Source organism: Pseudomonas sp. PA-5-4B (assembly GCF_021606215.1).
Lineage (GTDB): Bacteria > Pseudomonadota > Gammaproteobacteria > Pseudomonadales > Pseudomonadaceae > Aquipseudomonas > Aquipseudomonas edaphica.
Map to the genome: position 1 here is coordinate 1 of NZ_WKDB01000057.1, position 23,553 is coordinate 23,553.

Annotated in this window: 20 protein-coding genes; 5 read left to right on the forward strand and 15 right to left on the reverse strand. The window is 62.0% G+C overall.

The features are described 5' to 3' along the window. From GIW28_RS23200 to GIW28_RS23240, 9 genes are all read right to left on the reverse strand, one after another. Positions 1-438 (reverse strand): substrate-binding domain-containing protein (locus GIW28_RS23200; protein ID WP_236490416.1); only part of this gene is annotated, 438 nt, incomplete at its 3' end. 48 nt (positions 439-486) lie between these two features. Further along, a complete protein-coding gene (locus tag GIW28_RS23205) occupies positions 487-663 on the reverse strand; it encodes a hypothetical protein (protein WP_163005443.1) in 177 nt (58 codons plus the stop codon). Between the two features lie 127 nt (positions 664-790). Further along, complete coding sequence (locus GIW28_RS23210; RefSeq protein ID WP_236459048.1) at positions 791-1,819, reverse strand: Gfo/Idh/MocA family protein; 1,029 nt, start codon at positions 1,817-1,819, stop codon at positions 791-793. A gap of 169 nt (positions 1,820-1,988) precedes the next feature. After that, positions 1,989-2,999, reverse strand: a complete 1,011-nt coding sequence (locus GIW28_RS23215) for a Gfo/Idh/MocA family protein (protein WP_236448022.1) — start codon at positions 2,997-2,999, stop codon at positions 1,989-1,991. 18 nt (positions 3,000-3,017) lie between these two features. Beyond that, positions 3,018-4,949: a 3D-(3,5/4)-trihydroxycyclohexane-1,2-dione acylhydrolase (decyclizing) gene (gene iolD / locus GIW28_RS23220; protein WP_236448023.1), complete on the reverse strand. Its 1,932-nt coding sequence runs from the start codon at positions 4,947-4,949 to the stop codon at positions 3,018-3,020. Between the two features lie 164 nt (positions 4,950-5,113). Beyond that, complete coding sequence (locus tag GIW28_RS23225) at positions 5,114-5,935, reverse strand: TIM barrel protein (protein ID WP_236448024.1); 822 nt, start codon at positions 5,933-5,935, stop codon at positions 5,114-5,116. A 26-nt stretch (positions 5,936-5,961) separates the two neighbouring features. Next, on the reverse strand, positions 5,962-6,750 hold the full coding sequence (gene iolB / locus GIW28_RS23230; protein ID WP_236448025.1) for a 5-deoxy-glucuronate isomerase: 789 nt from the start codon (positions 6,748-6,750) through the stop codon (positions 5,962-5,964). Further along, positions 6,750-7,640, reverse strand: a complete 891-nt coding sequence (gene iolE / locus GIW28_RS23235; protein ID WP_236448026.1) for a myo-inosose-2 dehydratase — start codon at positions 7,638-7,640, stop codon at positions 6,750-6,752. Before iolE ends, iolB begins: the two co-directional genes overlap by 1 nt. A gap of 175 nt (positions 7,641-7,815) precedes the next feature. Further along, the gene (locus GIW28_RS23240; protein WP_176991924.1) at positions 7,816-9,753 is read right to left on the reverse strand and encodes a bifunctional 5-dehydro-2-deoxygluconokinase/5-dehydro-2-deoxyphosphogluconate aldolase; all 1,938 of its coding nucleotides are present in this window, start codon (positions 9,751-9,753) and stop codon (positions 7,816-7,818) included. Between GIW28_RS23240 and GIW28_RS23245 the strand changes: the two genes are divergently transcribed. Together GIW28_RS23245 and GIW28_RS23250 are read left to right on the forward strand one after the other, a co-directional pair. Further along, positions 9,752-9,895, forward strand: a complete 144-nt coding sequence (locus GIW28_RS23245) for a hypothetical protein (RefSeq protein WP_236447996.1) — start codon at positions 9,752-9,754, stop codon at positions 9,893-9,895. The two genes, GIW28_RS23240 and GIW28_RS23245, sit on opposite strands and share 2 nt — an antisense overlap. Before the next feature lie 141 nt (positions 9,896-10,036). After that, positions 10,037-10,945 (forward strand): MurR/RpiR family transcriptional regulator, encoded by a 909-nt coding sequence (locus GIW28_RS23250; protein ID WP_017136418.1) that lies wholly within the window; start codon positions 10,037-10,039, stop codon positions 10,943-10,945. A 194-nt stretch (positions 10,946-11,139) separates the two neighbouring features. Here GIW28_RS23250 and GIW28_RS23255 read toward each other — a convergent pair whose 3' ends face one another. The 5 genes from GIW28_RS23255 to pdxR all read right to left on the reverse strand — a co-directional run bounded on the left by GIW28_RS23255 (position 11,140) and on the right by pdxR (position 18,590). After that, a complete protein-coding gene (locus tag GIW28_RS23255; RefSeq protein WP_017136417.1) occupies positions 11,140-14,250 on the reverse strand; it encodes an efflux RND transporter permease subunit in 3,111 nt (1,036 codons plus the stop codon). Further along, a complete protein-coding gene (locus tag GIW28_RS23260; RefSeq protein WP_236459046.1) occupies positions 14,247-15,476 on the reverse strand; it encodes an efflux RND transporter periplasmic adaptor subunit in 1,230 nt (409 codons plus the stop codon). The genes GIW28_RS23255 and GIW28_RS23260 overlap by 4 nt, the downstream gene beginning before the upstream one ends. Continuing rightward, positions 15,469-16,707 (reverse strand): TolC family protein, encoded by a 1,239-nt coding sequence (locus tag GIW28_RS23265; RefSeq protein ID WP_236447500.1) that lies wholly within the window; start codon positions 16,705-16,707, stop codon positions 15,469-15,471. Before GIW28_RS23265 ends, GIW28_RS23260 begins: the two co-directional genes overlap by 8 nt. A gap of 96 nt (positions 16,708-16,803) precedes the next feature. Continuing rightward, on the reverse strand, positions 16,804-17,142 hold the full coding sequence (locus GIW28_RS23270; protein ID WP_138454360.1) for a hypothetical protein: 339 nt from the start codon (positions 17,140-17,142) through the stop codon (positions 16,804-16,806). A gap of 26 nt (positions 17,143-17,168) precedes the next feature. After that, entirely contained in the window at positions 17,169-18,590 is a 1,422-nt protein-coding gene (gene pdxR, locus GIW28_RS23275) for a MocR-like pyridoxine biosynthesis transcription factor PdxR (protein WP_236447501.1), read from the reverse strand. Positions 18,591-18,684: 94 nt separating this feature from the next. Here pdxR and GIW28_RS23280 point away from each other — a divergent pair, with 94 nt between their 5' ends. Beyond that, on the forward strand, positions 18,685-19,926 hold the full coding sequence (locus GIW28_RS23280; protein ID WP_236447502.1) for a multidrug effflux MFS transporter: 1,242 nt from the start codon (positions 18,685-18,687) through the stop codon (positions 19,924-19,926). A 161-nt stretch (positions 19,927-20,087) separates the two neighbouring features. On the opposite strand, the gene GIW28_RS23285 is transcribed toward GIW28_RS23280, so the two are convergent. Beyond that, positions 20,088-20,993 carry a hypothetical protein gene (locus tag GIW28_RS23285; protein ID WP_017136412.1) on the reverse strand — a complete coding sequence of 302 codons (906 nt, stop codon included), beginning with the start codon at positions 20,991-20,993 and terminating at the stop codon, positions 20,088-20,090. A 411-nt stretch (positions 20,994-21,404) separates the two neighbouring features. Between GIW28_RS23285 and GIW28_RS23290 the strand changes: the two genes are divergently transcribed. Together GIW28_RS23290 and GIW28_RS23295 are read left to right on the forward strand one after the other, a co-directional pair. After that, the gene (locus GIW28_RS23290; protein ID WP_003219726.1) at positions 21,405-22,088 is read left to right on the forward strand and encodes a response regulator transcription factor; all 684 of its coding nucleotides are present in this window, start codon (positions 21,405-21,407) and stop codon (positions 22,086-22,088) included. Continuing rightward, a complete protein-coding gene (locus GIW28_RS23295; protein WP_099550136.1) occupies positions 22,066-23,460 on the forward strand; it encodes a sensor histidine kinase in 1,395 nt (464 codons plus the stop codon). Before GIW28_RS23290 ends, GIW28_RS23295 begins: the two co-directional genes overlap by 23 nt. The last annotated feature ends 93 nt before the right edge of the window (positions 23,461-23,553 follow it).

Below are 23,553 nucleotides of genomic sequence, written 5' to 3' on the forward strand. Positions count from 1 at the left end.
GTATTGCATTTGCAGTTTGCCGGCCTCGACGTCATCGGACACCACCGCAGCCACGCCTGGGGCCAGGGTTGGGCTATCCGGGCGGCGGTTGACGAACACCAGCGGGATTTTCGCAGCGGTGGCGGCCTTGATGATGTTGGCGGTCGAGGCGGTGTCCACCGGGTTGACGATAATCGCGTCGACCTTCTGGCTGATGAAGTTCTCGACCTGGCTCAGTTGTTTCACCACGTCGGCGCGGGCGTCTTCAAACTGCAATTGCACACCATCGCCCTTGGGATAGGACTTGGCTTGCTTGTCCATGTCTTCACGCAGGTAGGTCAGGAAGGTGTCATCAAAGGCGGACATGGTCACGCCAATCTTGAGGTCGGCGGCCGAGGCAACACCACTGGCCAGCAACATGGACAGGGCCAGCGCGGTAAAACGGATCGGGGTCTTCATGAACGGTCTGTCTCCACTTTCTTGTTGGTTTTTTGGACGTTGCGTTTATCAGCGCTCGGCGGGCAATCGAACCACCGGTGCCCCCGGGATGCAGCAGACCAGCGCGCCGTGGTTTTCGACACACAGCACATTAAGGAAGGAGAAGTAAAACGGCCGGGCGCGGGGCAGACCGCGTGGCGCTGAGGCAGGGCGTAAAACTCGCAGTACAGCGTTGAAGATTTTCATCTGACGGTACCTGGTTGTTTTTGATCTTGTTTTTGTTGAGCCGTGCGAATCGAGTTCGAACGTACTTTATGCAACCTGGAAAAGACTGTATTAGAAAATAATTTCCATATCAACCTGTTTTAGAATTTTATTCTATTTTTGTCGAAACCACCTGCTGGCGCTCGGCGCTGAGGCGTGCGGCGTCCAATATACGGGTGGTTTCCAGCGCGTCATAGGCGCTTACCGGCAATGGCCCCTGCCCTTGCACGGCCAGTTGCAACTGGCGATAGAACTGCGTCCAGCAGCCCTTCTCGGACGGCACTCGCTCGCGATCCTCGCCTTGCTCGAACCAGCCCCAGCGTCGATGCTCCTCGGCGCCCCAGTGCTCGCCTTCGGTTTTTGGCGACTTGCCGGCCATCAGCGCGTCTTCCTGGCCGTCCAGCCCATCGACGGTGTAACAACCCAGGGTGCCACTGACCCGAAAGCGCGGTGCCTGGCTGTTTTGCAGGGCGCTGCCCCACAGGTGCGAAATCACGCCATTGGTGTGGGTCAGGGAGACGAAAAAACCGTGATCAAGGGTGGGGTGTTGCGGCGTGAACTGCAATTGCGCAAACACCCGGTCCACTGGGCCGAACAATTGCAGCGCCTGGTCCACTAGATGGCTGCCCAGGTCACGCAGCCAGCCGCCGCCACTGGCATTGCCCACCGCTTGCGGGCTGTAGCGTTCGACGCGGGATTCAAAACGTGTGATCTCACCCAAGGCACCGGCGTCGATCAGTTTGCGCAGGGTCAGGTAATCCGAATCCCAGCGCCGGTTCTGGTAGACGCTGAGCAGCGAGCCCTGGCGCTCGGCGGCGATGATCAGCGCCTGGGCCTGTTCGGCGTTGCTGGCGAAGGGTTTGTCGCTGACCACCGCCACGCCGTGCTCGATGGCTTCCAGCACCAGCGCCGGGCGGCCTTTGAGGGTGGTGGAGATCACCAGCGCGTCGACACCGGCCTCGACGATCTGGCCGATGCTGTCAAAAGCCTTTACGCCCGGAAGGTCAGTACTCAATTGCTGGCGGCGCTCCGCTGAACGGGTCACCACACCAACAAAGGTCGCACCGGGCAAGGTTGCAATCAGCGGCGCATGAAAAAAGCGCCCTCCGTGGCCGTAGCCGACTAGTCCGATTCGCATAAGTTGTTTCCTTGTTGAATTGCAAACCCAATCAAGTGTGGGAGCTGGCTTGCCTGCGATAGCGTCGTGTCAGCCGATGAAGCTGTCACTGATAGACCGCCATCGCAGCGGTGCGACGATTCGACAAGCCAGCTCCCACACTGACTGCATTCCACCTGGCAGATTGTGATTAGCCGTAAAAGTGCGGACGCTCCGGCAAGCTCACTTTCACGATCTGCTCACTGTTCTGCGCCTCGATGCATGCATCCGCCGCCACCGCCGCTGCAAAACCGTCCCAGGCCGAAGGCCCGCCGACTTGGCCCGCACGCACGCTGTCGATAAACGCCTGCAACTCCACGTCGTAAGCCCCGATAAAGCGGTCCTTCCAGTCCATCAAAATGGCATTCGACAGCTTCGCGCCACTGCGCATTTGCACCTGCGAAGGCTCCGGCAGTTTGGCGATGCCGGTCTCCCCCACCACTTCACACTGGATGTCGTAGCCGTACTGGCAGTTCACGAACACTTCCACGTCGATGCGCGTGCCCTTGGCGGTTTCCAACAGCACGATCTGCGGGTCGCGCAGGTGGGCCAGGGCTTTGCTCGACTTGCGCGGGAACACCACCTGCACCGACACATAGTCATCGTTGAGCAACCAACGCAGCACATCCAGCTCGTGGATCAAGGTGTCAGTGATCGCCATATCCGTCTTGTAGTTCTCGCCCACCGTCGGGTTGCGGTGCGCGCAATGCAGCATCATCGGCTCGCCGATCTGGCCGCTGTCGATCACGGCCTTGAGGGCGCGATAACCTTCGTCATACGGGCGCATAAAGCCCACTTGCACCAGGCGCTTGCCGTAGGCCACTTCGGCGTCGACGATCTTGCGGCAGCCTTGCGCCGTCACCGCCAGCGGTTTTTCGCAGAACACCGGCTTGCCGGCGGCGATGGCGGCCAGCACGAACTCTTCGTGGCTCGGCCCCCAGGACGTGACGAGAATGGCTTCGACCTGTGGCGAGTTGATCAGCGCATGGCCATCGGCGTAGACCTCGGCGGCAAGCTTCAAATCAGCGACGACCTTGGCGGCTTGCTCAAGGTTGATGTCGGTTACCGCCACCACCTGGCTATTGAGCAAGGTCTGGCTGCAACGACGGATATGGTCACGGCCGATAGCGCCGGTGCCAATCACTCCAAGCTTTAACGACATACACAACTCCTCTTGTTATTAGTACTGCCGGGCCTTGGCCAGCTGTTCGTTGAGTTTTTTCGCGGCGGCATTCGTGCGTTCACTGGTGGACACCTGCGCCACGCCCACCCGCCACCACGACAGGTAGCCGTGGACCATGGTTTTGGGCAGTACCTTGATATCAATCAGCGTGGACACCGTTTGCGTGCGTGCATCGGCCAGCGCCGCCTGAAGCTGTTCGACGCTGCTGACCTTGTAGGTCTTGCAGCCATAGGCCGCCGCGCTCATGGCGAAATCCACCGGCACCAGGCCGCCGTCGAGCTTGCCGCTTTCGGGGTTACGAAAGCGGAACTCGGTGCCGAAGCTGTCCATGCCGTTGCCGATCTGCAGGTTGTTGATGCAGCCGAAGGCCATGTTGTCGAGCAGCACCACGTTGATCTTGCGCCGCTCCTGGATCGAGGTGGCCAGCTCCGAGTGCAGCATCATGTAAGAGCCATCGCCGACCAGCGCATACACTTCCTTGCTCGGCTCGGCCAGCTTCACACCGAGGGCGGCGTTGATCTCGTAGCCCATGCATGAATAGCCGTATTCGACGTGGTAGGTGTTGACGCCCTTGCTGCGCCAGGCGCGTTGCAAGTCGCCGGGCAGGCTGCCGGCGGCGGCGACGATGATCGCATCGTCCGCCAGGGTGTCGTTCAACACGCCGAGTACACGGCTCTGGGTCAGGCACGACCCGGTCAGCTCGATAAATTCGCGCAATACGGCGCGGTCCAGGTGGTCATCCACCTCCGGCACAAAATCGTCGCCGTGGTATTGCACCTGGTGCACGCGATCCACTTCCGCGTCCAACTGCGCCTTGGCATCGCGGACCTGCTCGCCCCAGCCGGCGCGGTAGTCGCCCAAGGCGTCAGCCAACGCCTCAAGGGCCACTTGCGCATCGGCCAGCACTTGCACGCCGTCAAGCTTCAACGCGTCGCACGGGCTGATATTGAGGTTAAGAAACTTCACCTCGGCATGCTTGAACAGCGACTTGGACGAGGTGGTGAAATCGGTATAACGCGTGCCGATGCCGATGATCAGGTCCGCCTCGGGCGCCAACAGGTTCGCCGCCAGGCAGCCGGTTTCGCCGATGCCACCGACGTTCAATGGGTGGCTGGACACCACTGCACTCTTGCCCGCCTGGGTTTCGGCGAAGGGAATCTCAAAACGCTCGGCAAACGCTTGCAGGGCCGCATTCGCGCCGGAATACTTCACACCGCCGCCACAGATGATCAGCGGCTTGCGCTTGCCCCGGAAGGCTGCCAGCGCATCGCCGATCATTGCCGCAGTGGCCGGACGCCGCTCAATACGGTGCACGCGTTTTTGCAGGAAATAATCCGGGTAGTCCCAGGCTTCGGCCTGCACATCCTGCGGCAGCGCCAGGGTCACGGCGCCGGTTTCCGCAGGGTCTGTGAGCACGCGCATGGCATGGATCGCCGCCGTCATCAGTTGCTCAGGGCGGTTGATACGGTCCCAGTATTTGCTCACCGAGCGGAAGGCATCGTTGGTGCTGATGCTCAGGTCGTGGAATTGCTCGATCTGTTGCAACACCGGGTCCGGCTGGCGGCTGGCGTACACATCACCGGGCAACAGCAGCAGCGGGATCCGGTTGGCCGTGGCGGTCGCCGCCGCGGTGAGCATATTCGCCGCGCCGGGGCCTACCGAGGCGGTGCATGCGTAGATCTTGCGACGCAAATGCTGCTTGGCGAAACCGATGGCGGCATGGGCCATGCCCTGCTCGTTACGACCCTGATGCACCACCAGGTCACCGCTGTCCTGCTCCAGCGCCTGGCCCAGGCCGAGCACATTGCCGTGGCCGAAAATCGTGAACACACCGGCGACAAACTTGCTCTGCACGCCGTCGACTTCGATGTATTGGTTATCCAGGAACTTCACCAGGGCCTGGGCCATGGTCAGTCTTGTTGTGGTCATCACTTGCACCTTGTGTGAATGCAATTGGGTTGATTAACACTGCTTCAATGTGGGAGCTGGCTTGCCTGCGATAGCAATGTGTCAGGCAATGTACCTTTCACTGATAGACCGCCATCGCAGCGGTGCGACGATTCGACAAGCCAGCTCCCACAGGTTAACCGGCGTCAGGTTCGGGGGTTTTGCAGGTGGGCGATACTGGCCCCAATGGCCTGCTGGATATCCGCCAACCCATGCACGCTTTCGGCAAACGGCTCAAACGACAGGTAACCGCCGTACCCGCTGCTGAGCAAGGTGTCGATCTGCGCGGCGTTGCCGAGGATATCGCCCTCGCCCACCAGCACGCGGTGGCCGTCACGAATCGAATTGAGCGGCGCTTCGGCGTCTTCTACCCCGGAGATATGCACCAGGCCGGTCAGTTGCGGGAAGAACTCCTGCTCGCTCGCCAGGTGGTGGTGGAAGGTGTCATGCACCAGGCGGAACACATCCAGGCCGCCAATCGACTGAATCGCGTCCACCGCCACGCGCTTGCGGCGCAGGGCACATTCTTCAAAGCCCAGCGGCTCGATAAACCCGAGGATGCCGTACTCGCGCAGGATCGGCGCCAGCTCGCTCAGCGCCGTGCGCAAACCGGCGGCACGCTGGGCCTCGTTGCGCGTATCGTCGCGCTCATTCAACGGGCACATCACCAAGCCCTGCGCGCCGCACTCACGGGCGTAGGTGGCGAGCTTGATGGCCTGGGTGCGACGCTCGTCATTCCACACATCAAACGGGTACAGCGCATTGATCGACAGCACCGTGATGCCCTGCACTGCGCACAACTCTCGCACGCGGCTGGCCGGGGTGCCGTATTCGATTTCATGGCCTTTAAGGTCGTTGCGGATCTCGATGGCATCGCACTTGAGGGCCGCGGCCAGCTGGATAAAGTCCGGCAGGGACAGGTTGGGGGCGACCATGCGGTTAAGGGCAAAACGTAGCGGCGACTTCATTGTTGTTGTTCTCCGTCCAAAACCGTTTAAAGGTCCAGCAGCCAGCTGTGCTGCGGGTCGTTATGGAAATGCCAGGCGCGTTTTGGCCCGGCCATCACGTTGAGGTAATACGATTCGTAGCCATACGGCACGCTGACCGGGTGATACCCCTTGGGCACCACCACCAGGTCGCTGTTCTCCACGGCCATGGCCTGGTCGATGCTGCGATCGTCGGTGTACACGCGCTGGAACACAAAGCCTTGCGGCGGGTTGATCTGGTGGTAATAGGTTTCTTCCAGAAAGCTCTGGTGCGGCAGGTCGTCGGTGTCGTGCTTGTGCGGCGGGTAGCTCGACGAGTGCCCGGACGGCGTGCGTACTTCCACCACCAGCAGCGAATGGGCCGGCTCGCTGTCAGGCAGGATGTCGCACACGTAGCGGGTGTTGGCGCCTTTGCCGCGCACGCTGCGCTTGCACTGCTCGGGGCGAATCAGGCGCGGTTCAAAGCCAGGCGCGCCGGGCGCGGCACAGACGGCAATCTGCACGTCGCTCAAGGCGGTAATCTGCGCATCGGTGCCGGGCGGCAGGTACGCGGCGAAGGGGGATTTGTCTTCGAACACCGACTGGCGGTCGCCAAGGTTCTGCCAATTGAAGCCTTCGCCTTCTATATTGACGCGCCCGCTGAGCAGCACCAGGCACAGCTCTTGATCCCCGGCGCTGACCGGCAGGGCTTCGCCCAGGCTCAGTCGATAGGCGGAAAAGCCCACGTACTCCAGGCGTCCTGCTTCCAGGGCCACCATGGTTTGCCCGCGTTTGCTGCTTTTGACCAACAAGCTCATCACTTAGTCCTCTCGTTGAGCAGCGCACGCAAGGTGTCGTAGCCTTTTTTGGCATAGATATAGCTGGGCGCCACGGCCGGATCCTGCTCCGCTTCGACCACCAGCCAGCCCTTGTAGTGGGCAGCCAGTAGCACATCGAGCAACTCGGCAAAATCGATGTCGCCATCGCCGGGCACGGTGAACGTGCCGTTGACGATGCAGTCAGGGAAGCTCCACATCTGGTTGCGCGCCAGTTGCACCACCGGCTTGCGCACGTCCTTGAAATGCACGTGGCAGACGCGGTCGATGTGTTTGCGCAGGACCTCGATGGGTTCGCCGCCGCCCATGTAGCAATGGCCCGAATCGAACAGCAGGCCGACTTCCGGGCCCGTTCTTTTCATAAGCTGGTCAATGTCTTCAGGGGATTCGACGTAGGCGCCCATATGGTGGTGATACGCCAGGCGCACACCTTGTGACAGGGTGAAACGCGCCAGCTCCGTGAGCTTGTCGGCGTAGTCCTGCCAGGCGTGCTCGCTGTGAAAACGCGGGCGTTCGATCAGGCGCACCTTCGAGCCCTGGATCGAGTCAGCGACTTCGCCGTATACCAGCACGTCAGCGCCATTGAGTTTAAGCAGCTCGACATGGCCGGCGATGGCTTGGATTTCTTCGGCCACCGAACGGCGCGCCAGGCGGCTGGAGTACCAGCCGGAGACCAGCGCCAGGTCATAGGGGCGCAGCACATCACCAACGCCTTTGGCGTCCTTGGGGAACTTGCCGTTGAGTTCGAAACCTTCGTAGCCGATCTCCTTGCCTTCGCTGAGCGCGGTGCTCAGCGGCGTTTCACCGCCGAGGGCCGGCAGGTCGTCGTTGCTCCAGGAGATCGGGTTGATGCCAATTCGGATTGCGGGCATGGCTGCACCTTTTATTGTTTTCAGATAGCACTGAGATCTGCTTTATGTGGGAGCTGGCTTGTGTGGGAGCTGGCTTGCCTGCGATGGCATCACCTCGGTTTCTTTGCTAGACCGAGGCGATACCATCGCGGGCAAGCCCGGCTCCCACACAAGCGGCTCCCACATTTGACCGTGTTTAATTTCTGGAACTGCGCCAGGCATTGATGAGCTGCTCGAACGTCTGCTGCACCTGCTCAATCAACCCTTCATCATCAATCTCCCCCGCCATCCACGCACGGCTTGGCTCCTGGAAGATTGTGCGGCCCACCGCGAACCCACGGCAGGTGGTGCTTTGGCTGGCTTGCTGAAAGCCATCGGCCAGAAACTGCGCCGAAGCATTCAGGCCCAGCAGCACCACGCCACGGCAGTACGGGTCACGCTCGTGGATCAGTTCGTCGAGCTTTTTCCAGTCTTCAGCCGACTGCGCCTCGATCTTCCACCACGCCGGATATATGCCCAGGTTGTACAGGCGCTTGAGGCTGCGATAGAGCACATCGGGATAGGTCGACGGGTGATCCTTGGGCGGCACGACTTCCAGCAGCAGTTCATGGCCGCTGACCAGGGACGCCTCGTACACCGCCTTGAGTTGCGCCTCCTGCTCCAGGCGCAGCATCGGCTCGTCGTCCGGGTGGAACTGCACCAGGCACTTGATGATTTGCTCCTGGGGCCAGGCAATCAGGTTACTGCCCACCGAGCGGCCGTGTTCAAACGCCAATGGCCGCGAGTTCTGCACCTCCACCGGGCGGGCGATCCACCAGCCACGGCCGCTGGCGGCATTCAGCGCATCCTGGCCGAAGCGCTGGTCGGCCAGCAGGCCCACATCGGCGTCGATGCCCTGCTGCGCCAGCTTGGTTTCCACACGTTCGATGGCCTGAATAAACAGCTGCTTGATGTCACTGATACGGCTCAGGTCCTGGCCGCCTTTTTGCGCCAGGTCCACCAGTTGCCAGCGGTGGTCGAAGGCAAACACAAACAACTGCTTCCAGGTTTTGCGCGGCACCGTGACGCGGTGCAGGCGTTGCAGGGTTACGTCCTGGTCCGGCCGGGTGATGGGCACCGGGCTGTTGAACAGGTAATCCAGTTCGGCGGGCGTGGGCATGGCCGGCGCGCAAGCGTGGCGGGACACGACCAGGCCGCCGCAGGCGTTGGCCAACTGGCTGCAACGCTCATCGCTGGCGTCATTGAGCCAGCCGCTGAGGAAGCCGGACATGAAGGCGTCACCAGCACCCAGTACATTGAGCACTTCAACCCGCACGCCGGGGTAAATCGCGCCGTCTTCCAGGCGCGCCGGGACGGCGCCGTGAATCACCGTGCAACCTTGCGGGCCGAGCTTGACCACCAGGGTCGCCGGGGTCAGTTCACGCACGGTGCGCAACGCGGTCAGCAGGTCTTCACTGCCACCGGCGATCAAGAACTCTTCTTCCGTGCCGACGATCAGGTCGAAACGCGGCAGGATGCTCTGCACATGCTGGCTGACGTTCTGGTCGGCGACAAACCGCGTTTCGCCATCCGCCTTGCCCGCCAGGCCCCACAGCACCGGGCGATAGTCGATATCCAGCACACGCTTGACGTTGTGCTTGGCGGCGTAATCCAGCGCCTGGATGCTGGCCTTGTACACGCCATCGGTGGAGAAATGTGTGCCGGTGATCAGCAAGGCTTTGCTGGAGGCGATAAAGGCCTCGCTGATGTCTTCGGCGCGCAGGGCCATGTCGGCGCAGTTTTCGCGGTAGAACACCAGCGGGAAGGTTTCGCGGTCTTTAAGCCCCAGCAATACCAGGGCGGTGAGGCGTTCCGGGTCGACCTTGATACCGCTCACATCACAGCCTTCACGGGCCAGGGATTCGAGCAGGAAACGGCCCATATGGTCATCGCCCACGCGGCTCAACATCGCCGACTTGAGGCCCAGCCGCGCCGTGCCGAAGGCGATGTTGGCGGAGGAACCGCCGAGGTACTTGGCAAAGCTGGACACGTCCTCAAGCCGCGCACCGACTTGCTGTGCATAGAGGTCGACGCCCAGGCGCCCGAGGCAAATCAGATCCAATTGACGCCCACTGGCAAAACGAGTCTGGCCCATGCTGGCTCCTGTTATTTTTATCAGCCTGCGTGGTGCCGCCGTGGTGACGGCACACGCTCTTGGTGCAAGCAGACTAGAACGTCCGGCGGCGGCAATCAATATTTATTCCATAATTATTTTTGTGGAATATTTTTTCCAATAAGCCAGCATAATGGCATGCCAGCCGCCGTGCATCGTTTCAGCAGCCCACGGGCGCCGTGATGCCGAGGTATTTTTTTGCGCCTACCCTGTAGACTTGCGTCACCCATCAGCGCATCAGACGAACACGCCAGAAGGATTGCCCATGTCCCGCACCGATCCCGAGACCACCCTGGAAGATACGATCGCCAGCCCTCCGATCAATGCCGAACGCCTGTTGCAGCTGATCACGGACGAATACGAAAGCCTGCCGCGCCAGCTCAAACGCATTGCCAGCTACATGAGCCAGCAGAGCGACCGCATCATGGTCGACCGCATCAGCGACATCGCCCGCGAATGCGAAGTGCACCCTTCGGCCATCGTGCGGTTTTCCCAGCGCTTCGGTTTCAGTGGGTTCAGCGAGATGCAGGCGCTGTTTCGCGAGGCCTACACCCACAAAACCACGCCGGTGCAGAACTACCAGCAGCGCATCCGCAGCATGATCGCCAACAAGTCGCAGAAGGCCAGCGGCGGCGACCTGGCGCGTGAGTGCGTGAATGCCACCCTCTCCGGCATCGAGCGCCTGGGGCTGGAACTGGATGATGTGGCGTTTGAGAAGGCGGTGGACCTGGTGGTCAACGCCGACAATATCTACGTGGTCGGCGTGCGCCGCTCGTTTGCCGTGGCCGATTACCTGGTCTACAACCTGCAGCACACCAACAAGCGCATCCACCTGATCTCGGGCCTGGGCGGCAGTTATCGCGAACAGATGCGCAGCGTGCGGGCCAACGACCTGGTGATTGCGATCAGCTTTACGCCCTACGGCAAAGAGACCCAGCATTGCCTGCGCATCGCCCAGCATCATCAGGCCAAGACCTTGATCATCACCGACAGCAACCTGTCGCCCCTGGCCAAGCGGGCGAACGCGGTGTTGTTGGTGAATGAGGGTTCGTCGTTTGCCTTCCGCTCCTTGAGCGCCACGTTGTGCCTGTGCCAGGCGTTGTTTATTGCCGTGGCGTATCGGTTGGAATTGAAGGTGGATGAGATTCATGAGCAGGTCGGGTTTGACGACTGACGTGCCGATACTGAACGTTCGTTCCCACGCTCCGCGTGGAAATGCCTCCTGTGACGCTCCGCGTCACGACTCTTCAAAGCAGACGCGGAGCGTCCAGGGCTGCATTCCCACGCAGAGCGTGGGAACGATCACACTCGGTGTGTCTGATACATCGAGGTGATGCTATCGCAGGCAAGCCAGCTCCCACATTTTGTTCAGCGCTTGGCTTTTGGGCGGCGCATCAGTTGGTAGGCTGCCGGAATCACAAACAGCGACAGCAACGGCGCCGTCAACATCCCACCAATCATCGGCGCAGCAATGCGGCTCATGACTTCGCTGCCAGTCCCACCTCCAAGCAGAATCGGCAACAACCCGGCGATGATAACGGCCACGGTCATCGCCTTGGGCCTCACCCGCAACACCGCCCCCTCAGTAATGGCCGCCAGCAAATCACCATCCTTACGCTCAGCCCAGGCGTTTTTCAGGTACAACAGCATGATCACCCCAAACTCAGCCGACACCCCCGCCAGCGCAATAAACCCCACGCCCGTGGCCACCGACAAATTGAAGCCCAGCCAGTAGAGCAACCACACACCGCCAGTCAGTGCGAACGGTAAGGTGCCCAGAATCAGCACCGCCTCATCCACGCGGCGAAAGGTCAGGTACAGCAGCACAAAGATGATCAGCAAGGTAGCCGGCACCACCAGCTTCAGGCGCTCATTGGCCCGCTCCAGAAACTCGAACTGCCCCGAATAACTGAGGCTCATGCCCGGCTGCAAGTGCACCTGCTGCTCAATCGCCGCACGCAAGTCCTTCACCACTGAAGCCAGGTCACGGTCACGCACGTCGATATACACCCAGCCGGAAGGCCGTGCGTTTTCGCTTTTGAGCATCGGCGGGCCGTCACTGATCTTGAGCCTGGCCACCGTGCCGAGGGTGATCTGGCTGCCCTGCGGCGTGTAGATCGGCAGGCTGCCCAGCGCCTGCAGCGAGTCGCGCCACGCCTTGGGGTAACGCAGGCTGATGGGAAAACGGGCCAGGCCTTCGACCGTTTCGCCAATGGTTTCACCGCCAATCGCGCCCGCCACAATCGACTGCACATCGGCGATATTCAGCCCATATTGCGCAGCGGCCGAACGGTCGATATCCACGTCGATATAGCGCCCGCCGGTCAACCGCTCAGCCAGTGCCGAACTCACACCGGGCACGGTCCTGGCAACCTTCTCCACAGCCTGGGTCACCGCGTCGATCTGCATCAGGCTGGCGCCCGCGACCTTCACACCAATCGGGCTTTTGACGCCGGTGGCGAGCATGTCGATGCGGTTGCGGATCGGCGGGATCCAGATATTGGTCAGGCCCGGCACCTGCACCACACGGTCCAGCTCCTTCACCAGTTTTTCCGGGGTCATGCCGGGGCGCCATTGGTCCTTGGGCTTGAACTCAATCGTGGTTTCAAACATCTCCAGCGGTGCCGGGTCGGTGGCGGTTTCGGCGCGACCGGCCTTGCCGAACACGTGCGCCACTTCCGGTACGGTCTTGATCAGCCGGTCAGTACGTTGCAGCAACTCACCGGCGGTTTGCGTCGACAGCCCCGGCAGCGCCGACGGCATGTAGAGCAAGTCGCCCTCGTCCAGCGGCGGCAGGAACTCACCACCAAGTTTCGTCACCGGCCACAGCGCGCTCGCCACCATCAGCAGCGCCACCAGCAAGGTCAGGCGCGGCCAGCGCAGTACCGCATCGAGGGCCGGCTGGTAGAGTTTGATCAAGCCACGATTGAGCGGGTTGCGCTGCTCATCGGGAATGCGCCCGCGAATCCAGTAGCCCATCAACACCGGGACCAAGGTCACCGACAACCCGGCCGCTGCCGCCATGGCGTAGGTCTTGGTGTAAGCCAACGGGCCGAACAGCCGGCCTTCCTGGGCTTGCAACGTGAACACCGGAATAAACGACAACGTGATGATCAGCAGGCAGAAAAACAGCGCAGGCCCTACTTCCACCGCCGCGTCGGTCATGACCCTCCAGTGGTCCTCACCTTTCAGTTCCCGGCCAGGATTGGCGTGGTGCCAGGCCTCGATTTTCTTGTGGGCGTTTTCAATCATCACCACCGCCGCATCCACCATTGCGCCGATGGCAATCGCGATGCCGCCGAGCGACATGATGTTGGCGTTGATGCCCTGAAAGCGCATGACGATAAAGGCGATCAATACGCCCACCGGCAGCGAAATAATCGCCACCAGAGATGAACGCAGGTGCCAGAGAAAAATCCCGCACACCAGCGCCACCACCAAAAACTCCTCCAACAGCTTGTGGCTGAGGTTATCCACGGCGCGGTCGATCAACTTGCTGCGATCGTAGGTGGTGACAATATCCACGCCGGGCGGCAGGCTGCTTTTCAGTTGTTCCAGCTTGGTCTTGACCGCTGCAATGGCCTCACGCGCATTTTTGCCGCTGCGCAGGATCACCACGCCGCCGACGGCTTCGCCCTCGCCGTCCAGCTCACTGATGCCCCGACGCAGGTCCGGGCCAAGTTGAATGTTTGCCACGTCGCCAAGGCTCACCGGCACGTTGTTGGTGCCGAGCCGCAGGGGAATCGCGCGAAAATCCGCCAGGGTTTTCAGGTAGCCGGAGGCGCGCACCACGTATTCGGACTCGCCCATGTTCAGCACCGAGCCGCCGGTTTCCTGGTTGGCCTTGTCGATAGCCTCTTTGACCTGCGCCTGGGTAACGCCGCGACTCGCCATGGCCAGCGGGTCGAGCTGTACCTGGTACTGCTTGACCTGGCCGCCGATGGTCGCCACTTCGGCCACATTCGGCAGGGTCTTGAGTTCGAACTTGAGGAACCAGTCCTGCAGCGCACGCAGTTGCGCCAAGTCCTGCTGGCCGCTGCGGTCCACCAAGGCGTACTGGTAGATCCAGCCCACCCCGGTGGCGTCCGGCCCCAACGATGGCTTGGCCGATGCGGGCAGCCGCGCCTGCAATTGGCTGAGGTATTCCAGCACCCGCGAGCGCGCCCAATACAGGTCAGTGCCTTCGTCGAACAGCACGTACACATAGCTGTCGCCGAAGAACGAAAAACCGCGCACGGTCTTGGCGCCCGGTACCGACAGCATGGTGGTGGTCATCGGGTAAGTGACCTGGTTTTCGACAATTTGCGGCGCCTGGCCCGGGTACGGCGTGCGGATGATCACCTGCACATCCGAGAGGTCCGGCAAGGCATCCACCGGCGTATTTTGCACCGCCCACACGCCCCACGCGGTGATGAACAAGGTCGCGAGCAGCACCAGAAACCGGTTGGCCACCGACCAGCGAATCAGCAAGGCGATCATGGCTGGGATCCTGGCTGCATGCTCATGCCCGACATGTCGGATGTTGGCGCGGTTATGCCGCTTAAACTGGCTTCGGAATCGAGCAGGAATTGGCCGGAGGCGACCACCTGCTGGCCTTCTTGCAAGCCGCCGAGGATCACGGTTTGGTCCTGATTTTCTACGCCCACTTCAACCTCTACCGGGCGATAGCGCCCGCCCTCCTCGGCCAGCATCACCAGCACGCGCTTGCCGGTGCGGATCAAGGCTTCACTGGGCACTTGCAACACCGCTTGCCCGCTGGTTTGCGCCAGGCGCACCTGCGCGGTCATGCCGGGACGCAGGTTGCCGTCGGGGTTGGGCAACTCGACACGCACTTGCACAGTACGGCTGTCCATGGCGGTGGCCGGCAAAATCGCGCTGATGGTGCCGTCGACGGTTTTGCCCGGCAAACCGACAAAACGGCTCTGCACGGTTTGCCCCACGGCCAAGGTCGAGCCTTGGGCTTCGGGCACGGCAACCTGCAGCCACACCTGATCCAGGCCATTGATACGCGCCAGGGGCTGCCCTGCCGCCAGCGTCATGCCTTCGCGCACCTCCAAACTTTGCAGGGCGCCGCTCAACGGGCTGGTGACGGTCAACACCGACTGCACCCGGCCGCTGCGCTCCATCTGCTGGATCAACCCGGTCGGCATGCCGCTCAGACGCAACCGTTGCCGGGCTGCCGCGATCAACCCACTGTCGCCGCTGTGGCGCAGGCTCAGAAATTCTTCCTGGGCCGTCGCCCATTCGGGGATCAACAGGTCTGCCAACGGCGCGCCGGCCTTGAGCACATCACCCGGTGCCCGCGCATAGACGCGCTCGACGAACCCGGCAGCCCGCGCCTGTACCACCGCCACATCACGGTCGTTGAACGCGAGGATGCCCGACAGCTCCAGGGTCGACATCAGCACACCCCGGCTGACGCTCGCCAGGCGCACGCCGATGTTCTGGGTTTGCCGTGGGTCAATCTGCACTGCCGGCGTATCCGCAGCCGCCGTGCCTTCGGCATAACGCGGCACCAGTTGCATGTCCATAAACGGTGACTTGCCGGGTTTATCGAACTTCTGCTGCGGGTACATCGGGTCGTACCAGTACAGCGCCGGTTTGTCGTCCTTGGGTGCAACAGACGCCACCGAGTGAAATTGCGCCAGCCCATAGCCCGCGCCCAGACCCAGCAGCACCAGTGCTGCGACAATTGGATTATTCATGACTGGGTTCCCCGTAAGCGAAATACAGCTGGGCGCCGATCAGGGCGCGCTGTTCGATGGCATCAATCTGTTTGAAGCGGGCCTCGACAAGCTCACGGCGAGCGCCGACCACCGTGAGCAAATCGCCCTTGCCGGCGCGATAACCGGCCAGGCTGAGGGTGACTTTTTCTTCGGCCAGCGGCACCAGGCTGTCCTGGCTGCGCTGCACGGCGCGGTCCAGGCGCTGGTAAACCGCCAGGTCGTCGTCGAGCATCTGCGTGTGTTCGCGGGTGGCGGCTTCGCGTTCGGCGTCGAGTTGGTCCAACTCGGCCTGCTTGGCCGCGATGCCTGGGTTTTGTCGGCGACCGGGAAAGATCGGCAGGTCAAAACTCAATTGCAGCGTGACCATGTCGCCGTACTCACGGCTGCGGTGCCCGTAGTCGACTTCCCAGCTCCAGTCCGAGGTCTTTTGCGCCTTGGCCTCCTGCACGCGCGCCTGAGCCTCGCGGCTGCGCGGCACGAAGGCTTGCAGTTCGGGGTGTTGATGCAGGTTGTGGCTGTAGCCGTGGCTGTCGATGCTCCAATTGGGTAACTGGCCGCTGGGGGCTTGATTGGCGGCGGCGCCGATCCAGCGCTTGAGGGCGGCGCGGGCCTGGGCACGTTGCTGGGTCAGCTCGTCCTCACGGCCCGCCAATTCGGCGGCTTCCTGTTTGGGAATCACCGCATCGGACGCCTGGCCGCGCCCGCCGGCCAACTGCGCGCGCACGCTGTCTTGCAGCAGGCGGTTCTGCTGATAGAAGTCTTTGAACAAGGCCTCTTTGCGCTCCACTGCGTAAGCACGGATCCACGCCTGGGCGGTGGCCTGGCGCACGTTAAGGCGCTCGATGCGCCCTTCGGCGGCGGTGCGTTCTATGGTTGCATCAGCCAGCTCGACCCGGGCTTTGCGCTTGTCGCGGCTGGGCACCTGTTGCTGCAGGCCGACCATTTGTTGCGTCATGTCATCGCCATACAACGTGCCGCGATTCGGCCCGCCGATGGGAAAATTCTGCAGGCCCACCAGCAGTTTCGGGTCGGGCAATTCGCCGGCCGGAATCGCCGCGTGTGTCGCGGCTTGCAGCTTGGCGGACTCGGCCACCAGCGAAGGCGCGTTGTTCTGCGCCAGGCGCAGGGCCTCATCCAGGGTCAGCGCCGAGGCGAGCGCCGGCCACACCAGCACGCCCACCACCAGGGCGCGCACATAGAGGGAATTCATCGTAAAGATTCCTGATCTGTTCCACTGCTCGCCGCGTTATGCGGCCCACAGCAAGGCCATCCCGCAGTAGGGATGGATGTTCAGATGCAACAGGAATCAGCTACGCGGTGGGCGCCAGACGCCGGAGGGCGTGCGGTCGGGGATAAAATCAGATGTGTGGCCGATGGCCAAAGGATGAGCGCGTGCCAGCGGTGCCTTGAGCACCGCCAGGGACAATTGCAGCAGGCCGCCGGTCTTGCATTCCTGGCCCGGCTTGCAGACTTTGCCGTGATCAAAGCCGTCCTGGCAGCAGTCGGGGCTCATGTCGGTCATCACCTGCATGTCTGCCATCTTCATCGGGCACGGCTCGGTGCTCGACGGCACTCCCGCCATCCCGGTCAGGGGAAGCGTGAGGCTTAACAGCATGACCAGGATTAAACGCAGGAGGCGGCTCATGGGGCGCGAGTCTAGCCAAGGGGCGGTTAAGCCGCCATTAACAATTTCGTGAGAACTCGGCCGTGAAAGCGAATCTGCGCCAGGGTCAGCGCGGTGTAGCCGATGATCACCGCAGACGGCAGGCTGGCCTCGTCACAGAACTTGCCCAACGGCTGCAAAGTCAGGCCGACGGCGGCAGCGCGGCTACAAAAATCCGCCTCGCAGACGCCTGCCGGCAACCACAGCACAAAATGCAACCCGGCCTGCTGGCCGCTGACCGTGCAGCCGTCCGGCAGACAGGCGAGCAACGCATCGCGGCGCGCCTGATAGGCTTGGCGGGAAGCGCGCAAATGCCGCACGAACGCACCACTGCCCAGGAATTCGACCAGGCCCAATTGATCCGTGGCGCCCACCGAATGCCCGGTCAATTGTGAAGTGTGCAATAACGCGGGCCGCAGCGCCCTGGGCACCACCATGAAACCCACACGCAAGCCGGGAAACAGGTTCTTGTTGAAGCTGCCGCAATAGATTACCCGGTCGCCGGAATCGAGGGATTTGAGCGCGGCCAGCGGCGCGCTGTTGTAGTTGTATTCGCTGTCGTAATCGTCTTCGACCACCCAGGCGTCAGCGCGTGCGGCCCAGTCCAGCAATGCCAGGCGGCGCGAGACCGACAAGGTCATGCCCAAGGGCGCCTGGTGGGCAGGCGACACGTAAGCCAACCGCGCCGTGGCTGGGAGTTGGTCGGTGTCGAGGCCTTCGGCGGTGACCGGGATCGATTGAACCTGCGCGCCAGCCAGGCTGAACAGGCGCCGCGCAGGCTTATAGCCTGGGTCTTCGACGCATGCCGTGTCGCCGGGTTTGAGCAGCGTGCGCGCGATCAGGTCGAGGGCGTGACGAATGCCCGTGGTGACAATCACCTCATCCGCCTCACAGTGCATGCCGCGGTAACTGCGCAGGTAGTCGGCGATTTGCTCGCGCAACGCCGGTAACCCGGCCGGGTGCGCGGCCTCCAGCGCACCCGGCCCCGCCGACAGCAAGCCACGGGAAATACAGCGTGCCCAGGTTTTCAAGTCGAACAGACTGGCATCCGGGCGCCGGGCCACAAAAGGCACGTGGCTTTGCACGCCGGCGTCGGGCTGATCAGGCACGGCCAGGCGGCGCGGTTTGCTGCTCGGCGCCGGAGCCGCGATAAACTCCTCGGGGATCACTGCACTCACCCGCGTGCCGGAGCCCGCCACGCGCTCGACATACCCCTCGCTGTGCAAGCGCTCGAACGCCGCCTCCAGGGTGCCACGCGACACCAGCCAGCGTTCGGCCAGGTTGCGGGTCGAGGGCAAGCGGCTGCCCACCGGCAACTGGCGATTGAGGATGGCGGCGCGCAACGCGTCATAGGCGCCCTGCTGCTTGCTGGCGTCCAGCGTATCCGGGCGCGGCAAGTCCAAGATGGCGGCGGTTTTTCCTCGGCGCATAAGTGGTCCAGTGTTTTAAGCCATAAGCGGCTCAAAGAATTAAACCACAAAGTCGTTAGAGTTCAGGCTCTACTCGTTAGCAAAGAAGCTTCCCATGACTCAACGCGCCCTCTCCACCAGGTTCTGGCTGGTCCTGCTGACCGTGCTGATCGCCCTGCCCCGCCTCACGCTCGACCTGCATCTGCCAGCCTTGCCCGCCATGGCCGACTACTTCCACAGCAGCGACAGCCAACTGCAACTGACCCTCACGCTGTACACCCTGGGCTCGGCGATTTCCCTGCTGGTCAGCGGCCCGTTGACCGACCGCTTCGGCCGGCGCCCGGTCTTGCTGGCCGGGCTGCTGCTGTACGTGGTGGCGACGGTGACCTGCGCCCAGGCCAACAGCCTCGGCGTGCTGGTGATCGCCCGGCTGTTCCAGGCCCTAGGCGGTTGCTGTACCACGGTGATCGGTCGGGTGATCGTGCGCGATTACTTCGACCGCCACGAACAAGCGCGTCTGCTCGGCCTGATCTCCATGGCCATGGCCATCTCGCCGATGGCCGCGCCAGTGCTTGGCAGCCTGATGCTGCCCTTGATCAACTGGCGTGGCTTGTTTGTGCTGCTGGCCGTGATCGGCGCCGTGCTGTGCCTGGTGGTTTACCGCCGCCTGCCGGAAACCCGCCCGACCGAAGTTGCCGCTGCGCCGCCGAGCAACCTGCTGCGCGTGTATGGCCAACTGCTGCGCGACCGCTATTTCCTGCGGTACGCCTTGGCCATCGGCTGTGTGTACAGCACGTATTTTCCGTTTATCAGCGAGTCGTCTTCGCTGTTGCAGCGCGGCTACCAACTGACGGCTACGGAATACGCGCTGGTATTCGCCGCGACGATCAGCGGCTACATGCTCGGGGCGAACCTGTTTCGCCGTTTGGTATTGCGCTTCGAGCCCGACCGCTTGATCAACGCTGGTATCGGCCTGAATGTGCTGGGCAGCTTTTTGCTGGCGATGGCGACCCTCGCGCTGCCGGGAGAATGGCTGGCGATTGTGCTGCCGATGGTGGTGATCATGGTGTCGGTGGGGATGGTGATTCCGGCCTGCCAGCTGTCGGTGCTGCAGCCCTATGGCGCGATTGCGGGGACGGCGTCGGGGTTGTTCTTTTTTATCCAGATGATCCTGACGGCGGTGAGCAGCTGGGTGACGGGGTTGTTGTCGGATGGCACTTCACTGCCCTTGGTGATCATGACCGCAGCGGCGAGCGCGCTTCTTATCACAAGCTGGCTGACATTACACAAAACCAAATGTGGGAGCGGCGGTGCGACGACTCGACTTACCCGCGATAGCGGTGTGTCAGTTAGATAAACCATCAACTTACACTCCGTCATCGCGGGCAAGTCGAGTCGTCGCACCGCCGCTCCCACAGTTAACCTGAATCAGTGCATGAAAATCGCGATCAGGATGATCACCGGAATCGGCACGCCGAGGAACCACAGTAGTAATGAGCGCATGATGTTCTCCTTGAATTAACGAACGTAGTTTTCGGTTTCGACGTACACCACAGCATCCCGACGACGACCGCCGAAGGTTGCTGCGAAGCTGGCAAAGAACGCGCCGATCAACAGGGCCACAAAGGTCCACAGCGAGGTGTAGGCAGCGACTTTGGCGGCAGTATCGGCCGCTTGCTTGGCTTTGAGCTTGGCATCGTCAATGGCTTTACGGGCTTCGCCGTAGACCTTGTCGATACGCGCTTCGGCGTCGGCCTGGCTGAGGTTGGTGCGCTGGCTGATCAACTGGGCCAGGTAGGTACGGTCCTCCGGTGCCAATTGGCCGTCGTTGCTCAGGGTGCGGGTGAGGATGCGTGCGACCACGCCGTGTACCGCGTCATCGCTGACGGCAGCTGGGCGGTCATCGCGGAACAGGCTGTCGACGTAGTAGTCGAAGTCGCCGCTGTTGGCGCCCTTGGCTGCGCTACCGGCGGCCTGGCTGATGCCGCTGGCGGCACCTGCTGCGACACTGGCACCGGCTTTCACGCCGCCACTGACCACGCTGCTGACCGAACCGACCACCAGTACCGCGGTGACCAGGGTTGCGACGGCCCAGGCGAGGAAACCATGGGCCGTGTCGCGAAAGTACACTTCATCGCCATGCATATTCGCCCACTTCACACGCAACCGGCCGGCAATGTAACCGCCCAGGCCCGAAGCGACGATTTGGGTGAATGCCAGCCAGATAATCGTGGAAATACCCAGCCCCTTGGCGCTCATGCCGCTGTCGGCCCACGGCGACACCGCCGAAAAGCCCAGGCCGAAGCCCAACAGCACCAGGATAAGCGACAGTGCAGCCGCCGCAGCGGCCCCGGCAAAGATTGCGCCCCAGGAAACCCCAGAGCGCGCGCTTGACTCTTGCAGCGTGGATGACGATGTGATCATTGTTGTTTTGCTCCCGGCAGGAAAAATAGTGTTACAAGTCTCAAAAGGGACAGTGCAGGCAGCGTGCCAGCCGGGCCAAAAATTAAAATCATGTTATTTCAACGAGTTAAGTAATTTGAACTTCGCAGGACCGTGCAACTTGCAAGAAACAGCAGTGGCGGGCGTGCTTTATGCAATCTCCCTGCAAACCCGCTCACTGTGGGAGCTGGCTTGCCTGCGATAGCGGTCTTCCAGGTTGATATTTTGTCTCTGACACACCGCTATCGCAGGCAAGCCAGCTCCCACAATGATTGTGTGCAACCCGGATATTTGTGGTGGTTTTGCCAAGATGAAGTTTAATTTAGGAAACATTCAGCTACTTCTTGGCAAAATGACCCCACTTCTAGTGTGAATCGCTCACCAGGTAATCCTATGACCCGTATTTTGACCATCGAGGATGACGCCGTAACGGCCCGCGAGATCGTCGCCGAGCTGAGTAGCCATGGACTGGACGTGGATTGGGTGGACAACGGCCGCGAAGGCCTGGTCCGCGCTGTGAGTGGTGATTACGATCTGATCACCCTCGACCGGATGCTGCCGGAGCTGGATGGCCTGGCCATCGTCACGACCCTGCGCACCATCGGGGTGTCGACGCCGATCTTGATGATCAGCGCCCTCTCCGATGTCGACGAACGCGTGCGCGGCCTGCGGGCCGGTGGTGATGACTACTTGACCAAGCCGTTCGCCTCCGACGAAATGGCTGCCCGTGTCGAAGTCCTGCTGCGGCGCAAAAGCACGGTCAAGGAGTTCGAAACCGCCCTGCGCGTGGCCGACCTGGAACTGAACCTGATCAGCCGCGAAGCCAGCCGTGCCGAGCAGCCGCTGAGCCTGCTGCCCACCGAATACAAACTGCTTGAGTTTCTGATGCGCAACACCGGGCAGATCCTGTCGCGGATGATGATCTTCGAGGAAGTCTGGGGTTATCACTTCGACCCGGGCACCAACCTGATCGATGTGCATATCGGTCGCCTGCGCAAGAAAATCGATCCACCGGGCCTCACACCGCTGATCCGCACGGTACGAGGTTCCGGTTATGTCATTGCTGAACCCCTCTAAGGGCTGGCGCTCCTCCAGCAGCCGCTTGCTGGCGCTCTACAGTTCGCTGTTCGTGGCCTGGAGTTGCATCCTCATGGGGGTGCTGTATTTCGAAGTGTCGGGTTACCTGGGCGACCTGTCCCGCCACTCGTTGATGCAGCGCCAGCACTTGTTTCAGCGTTTCGACGGCGAAGAACTGGTGGAAGCCCTGACCACCAGCATGACCTTCGACATGAAGGGCGTGGACGCCTATGGCCTGTTCGATGAGCAATTTCGCCCCCTGAGCGGGCCGATTCGCGCCGTGCCGCCGGACTTGCCGCTGGACGGCAAGATCCACGCGCTGGCCAATTGCGTCGAGTCCGACGACCCCAAACTGCCCAAAGACAGCTGCGACGCCGTCGCCACCCACACCGAAGACGGCCGCTGGCTGGTGCTGGTGCGAGCCAACGGTTCGCTGTTCGGCGTCACCCGGATCATCTGGCATGCGCTGCTGTGGGCGCTGTCGTTGACGATTATTCCCGGCGCGGCCGGTTGGCATTTGCTGCGCCGCCGCCCGCTGCGGCGTATTCGCGGGATCCAGGCCAGCGCCGAGGCTATCGTCGCCGGCGACCTGACCCACCGTTTGCCGCTGTCGAATCGCCGTGATGAGCTGGACATGCTCGCGGCCATCGTCAACGCCATGCTCGACCGCATCGAGAAGCTGATGAACGAGGTCAAGGGCGTGTGCGACAACATTGCCCACGACCTGCGCACTCCGCTGACACGCTTGCGCGCGCAGCTTTACCGCATCAAGCAGGAAGCCGAGGAAAACTCGGTGTACGCGGTGAAGCTCGACGACGCCATCGCCGAGACCGACACGCTGATGGCGCGCTTTCGCGGGCTATTGCGCATCTCGGAGCTGGAAGACCACCAGCGCCGCTCGGGTTTCCTGGTAATGGACCCGTTGCCACTGCTGCGCGAGCTGCATGACTTTTATCTGCCGTTGGCCGAGGAAGGCGAATTGCAGTTGCGCCTCGAAGTGCCCGAAGCGCTGCCGTGGATCACCGGCGACCGTGCGCTGCTGTTCGAAGCCTTGGCCAACCTGCTGAGCAACTCGATCAAGTTCTCGCCCGCCGGTGGCGAGGTGATCTTGCGTGGTGTGAATGACGGCGGCAGCACGCGCATCGAAGTGCACGACTCCGGGCCGGGTATTCCGGCGGCGGAACGTGATGCGGTGTTCCAGCGTTTTTATCGCGTGGATGAAAGCGACCAGCAAGGCGGCTTCGGTTTGGGCCTGTCGATTGTGGCGGCGATCATCAACTTGCACGGGTTCAAGCTGGAGGTTGGCAGCAGCCAGCGTGGCGGTGCGCGGTTGGTGCTGGAGTGTCGGCAGCAGTTGATGCCCGAAGCCTGATCGTTCCCACGCTCCGCGTGGGAATGCAGCCCAGGACGCTCCGCGTCCCACAGCGTGACGCTCCGCGTCACAAGAGGCATTCCCACGCAGAGC

What these genes read in the sequence shown, in the direction of transcription:
- GIW28_RS23270 (WP_138454360.1), bottom strand. Translation starts at nt 17,142, where the DNA reads ATGAGCCGCCTCCTGCGTTTAATCCTGGTCATGCTGTTAAGCCTCACG.
- GIW28_RS23280 (WP_236447502.1), top strand. Translation starts at nt 18,685, where the DNA reads ATGACTCAACGCGCCCTCTCCACCAGGTTCTGGCTGGTCCTGCTGACC.
- iolD (WP_236448023.1), bottom strand. Translation starts at nt 4,949, where the DNA reads ATGACCACAACAAGACTGACCATGGCCCAGGCCCTGGTGAAGTTCCTG.
- GIW28_RS23205 (WP_163005443.1), bottom strand. Translation starts at nt 663, where the DNA reads ATGAAAATCTTCAACGCTGTACTGCGAGTTTTACGCCCTGCCTCAGCG.
- GIW28_RS23255 (WP_017136417.1), bottom strand. Translation starts at nt 14,250, where the DNA reads ATGATCGCCTTGCTGATTCGCTGGTCGGTGGCCAACCGGTTTCTGGTG.
- iolE (WP_236448026.1), bottom strand. Translation starts at nt 7,640, where the DNA reads ATGCCCGCAATCCGAATTGGCATCAACCCGATCTCCTGGAGCAACGAC.
- GIW28_RS23295 (WP_099550136.1), top strand. Translation starts at nt 22,066, where the DNA reads ATGTCATTGCTGAACCCCTCTAAGGGCTGGCGCTCCTCCAGCAGCCGC.
- GIW28_RS23240 (WP_176991924.1), bottom strand. Translation starts at nt 9,753, where the DNA reads ATGGGCCAGACTCGTTTTGCCAGTGGGCGTCAATTGGATCTGATTTGC.
- GIW28_RS23215 (WP_236448022.1), bottom strand. Translation starts at nt 2,999, where the DNA reads ATGTCGTTAAAGCTTGGAGTGATTGGCACCGGCGCTATCGGCCGTGAC.
- GIW28_RS23225 (WP_236448024.1), bottom strand. Translation starts at nt 5,935, where the DNA reads ATGAAGTCGCCGCTACGTTTTGCCCTTAACCGCATGGTCGCCCCCAAC.
- iolB (WP_236448025.1), bottom strand. Translation starts at nt 6,750, where the DNA reads ATGAGCTTGTTGGTCAAAAGCAGCAAACGCGGGCAAACCATGGTGGCC.
- pdxR (WP_236447501.1), bottom strand. Translation starts at nt 18,590, where the DNA reads ATGCGCCGAGGAAAAACCGCCGCCATCTTGGACTTGCCGCGCCCGGAT.
- GIW28_RS23285 (WP_017136412.1), bottom strand. Translation starts at nt 20,993, where the DNA reads ATGATCACATCGTCATCCACGCTGCAAGAGTCAAGCGCGCGCTCTGGG.
- GIW28_RS23290 (WP_003219726.1), top strand. Translation starts at nt 21,405, where the DNA reads ATGACCCGTATTTTGACCATCGAGGATGACGCCGTAACGGCCCGCGAG.
- GIW28_RS23260 (WP_236459046.1), bottom strand. Translation starts at nt 15,476, where the DNA reads ATGAATAATCCAATTGTCGCAGCACTGGTGCTGCTGGGTCTGGGCGCG.
- GIW28_RS23265 (WP_236447500.1), bottom strand. Translation starts at nt 16,707, where the DNA reads ATGAATTCCCTCTATGTGCGCGCCCTGGTGGTGGGCGTGCTGGTGTGG.
- GIW28_RS23250 (WP_017136418.1), top strand. Translation starts at nt 10,037, where the DNA reads ATGTCCCGCACCGATCCCGAGACCACCCTGGAAGATACGATCGCCAGC.
- GIW28_RS23245 (WP_236447996.1), top strand. Translation starts at nt 9,752, where the DNA reads ATGCTGGCTCCTGTTATTTTTATCAGCCTGCGTGGTGCCGCCGTGGTG.
- GIW28_RS23210 (WP_236459048.1), bottom strand. Translation starts at nt 1,819, where the DNA reads ATGCGAATCGGACTAGTCGGCTACGGCCACGGAGGGCGCTTTTTTCAT.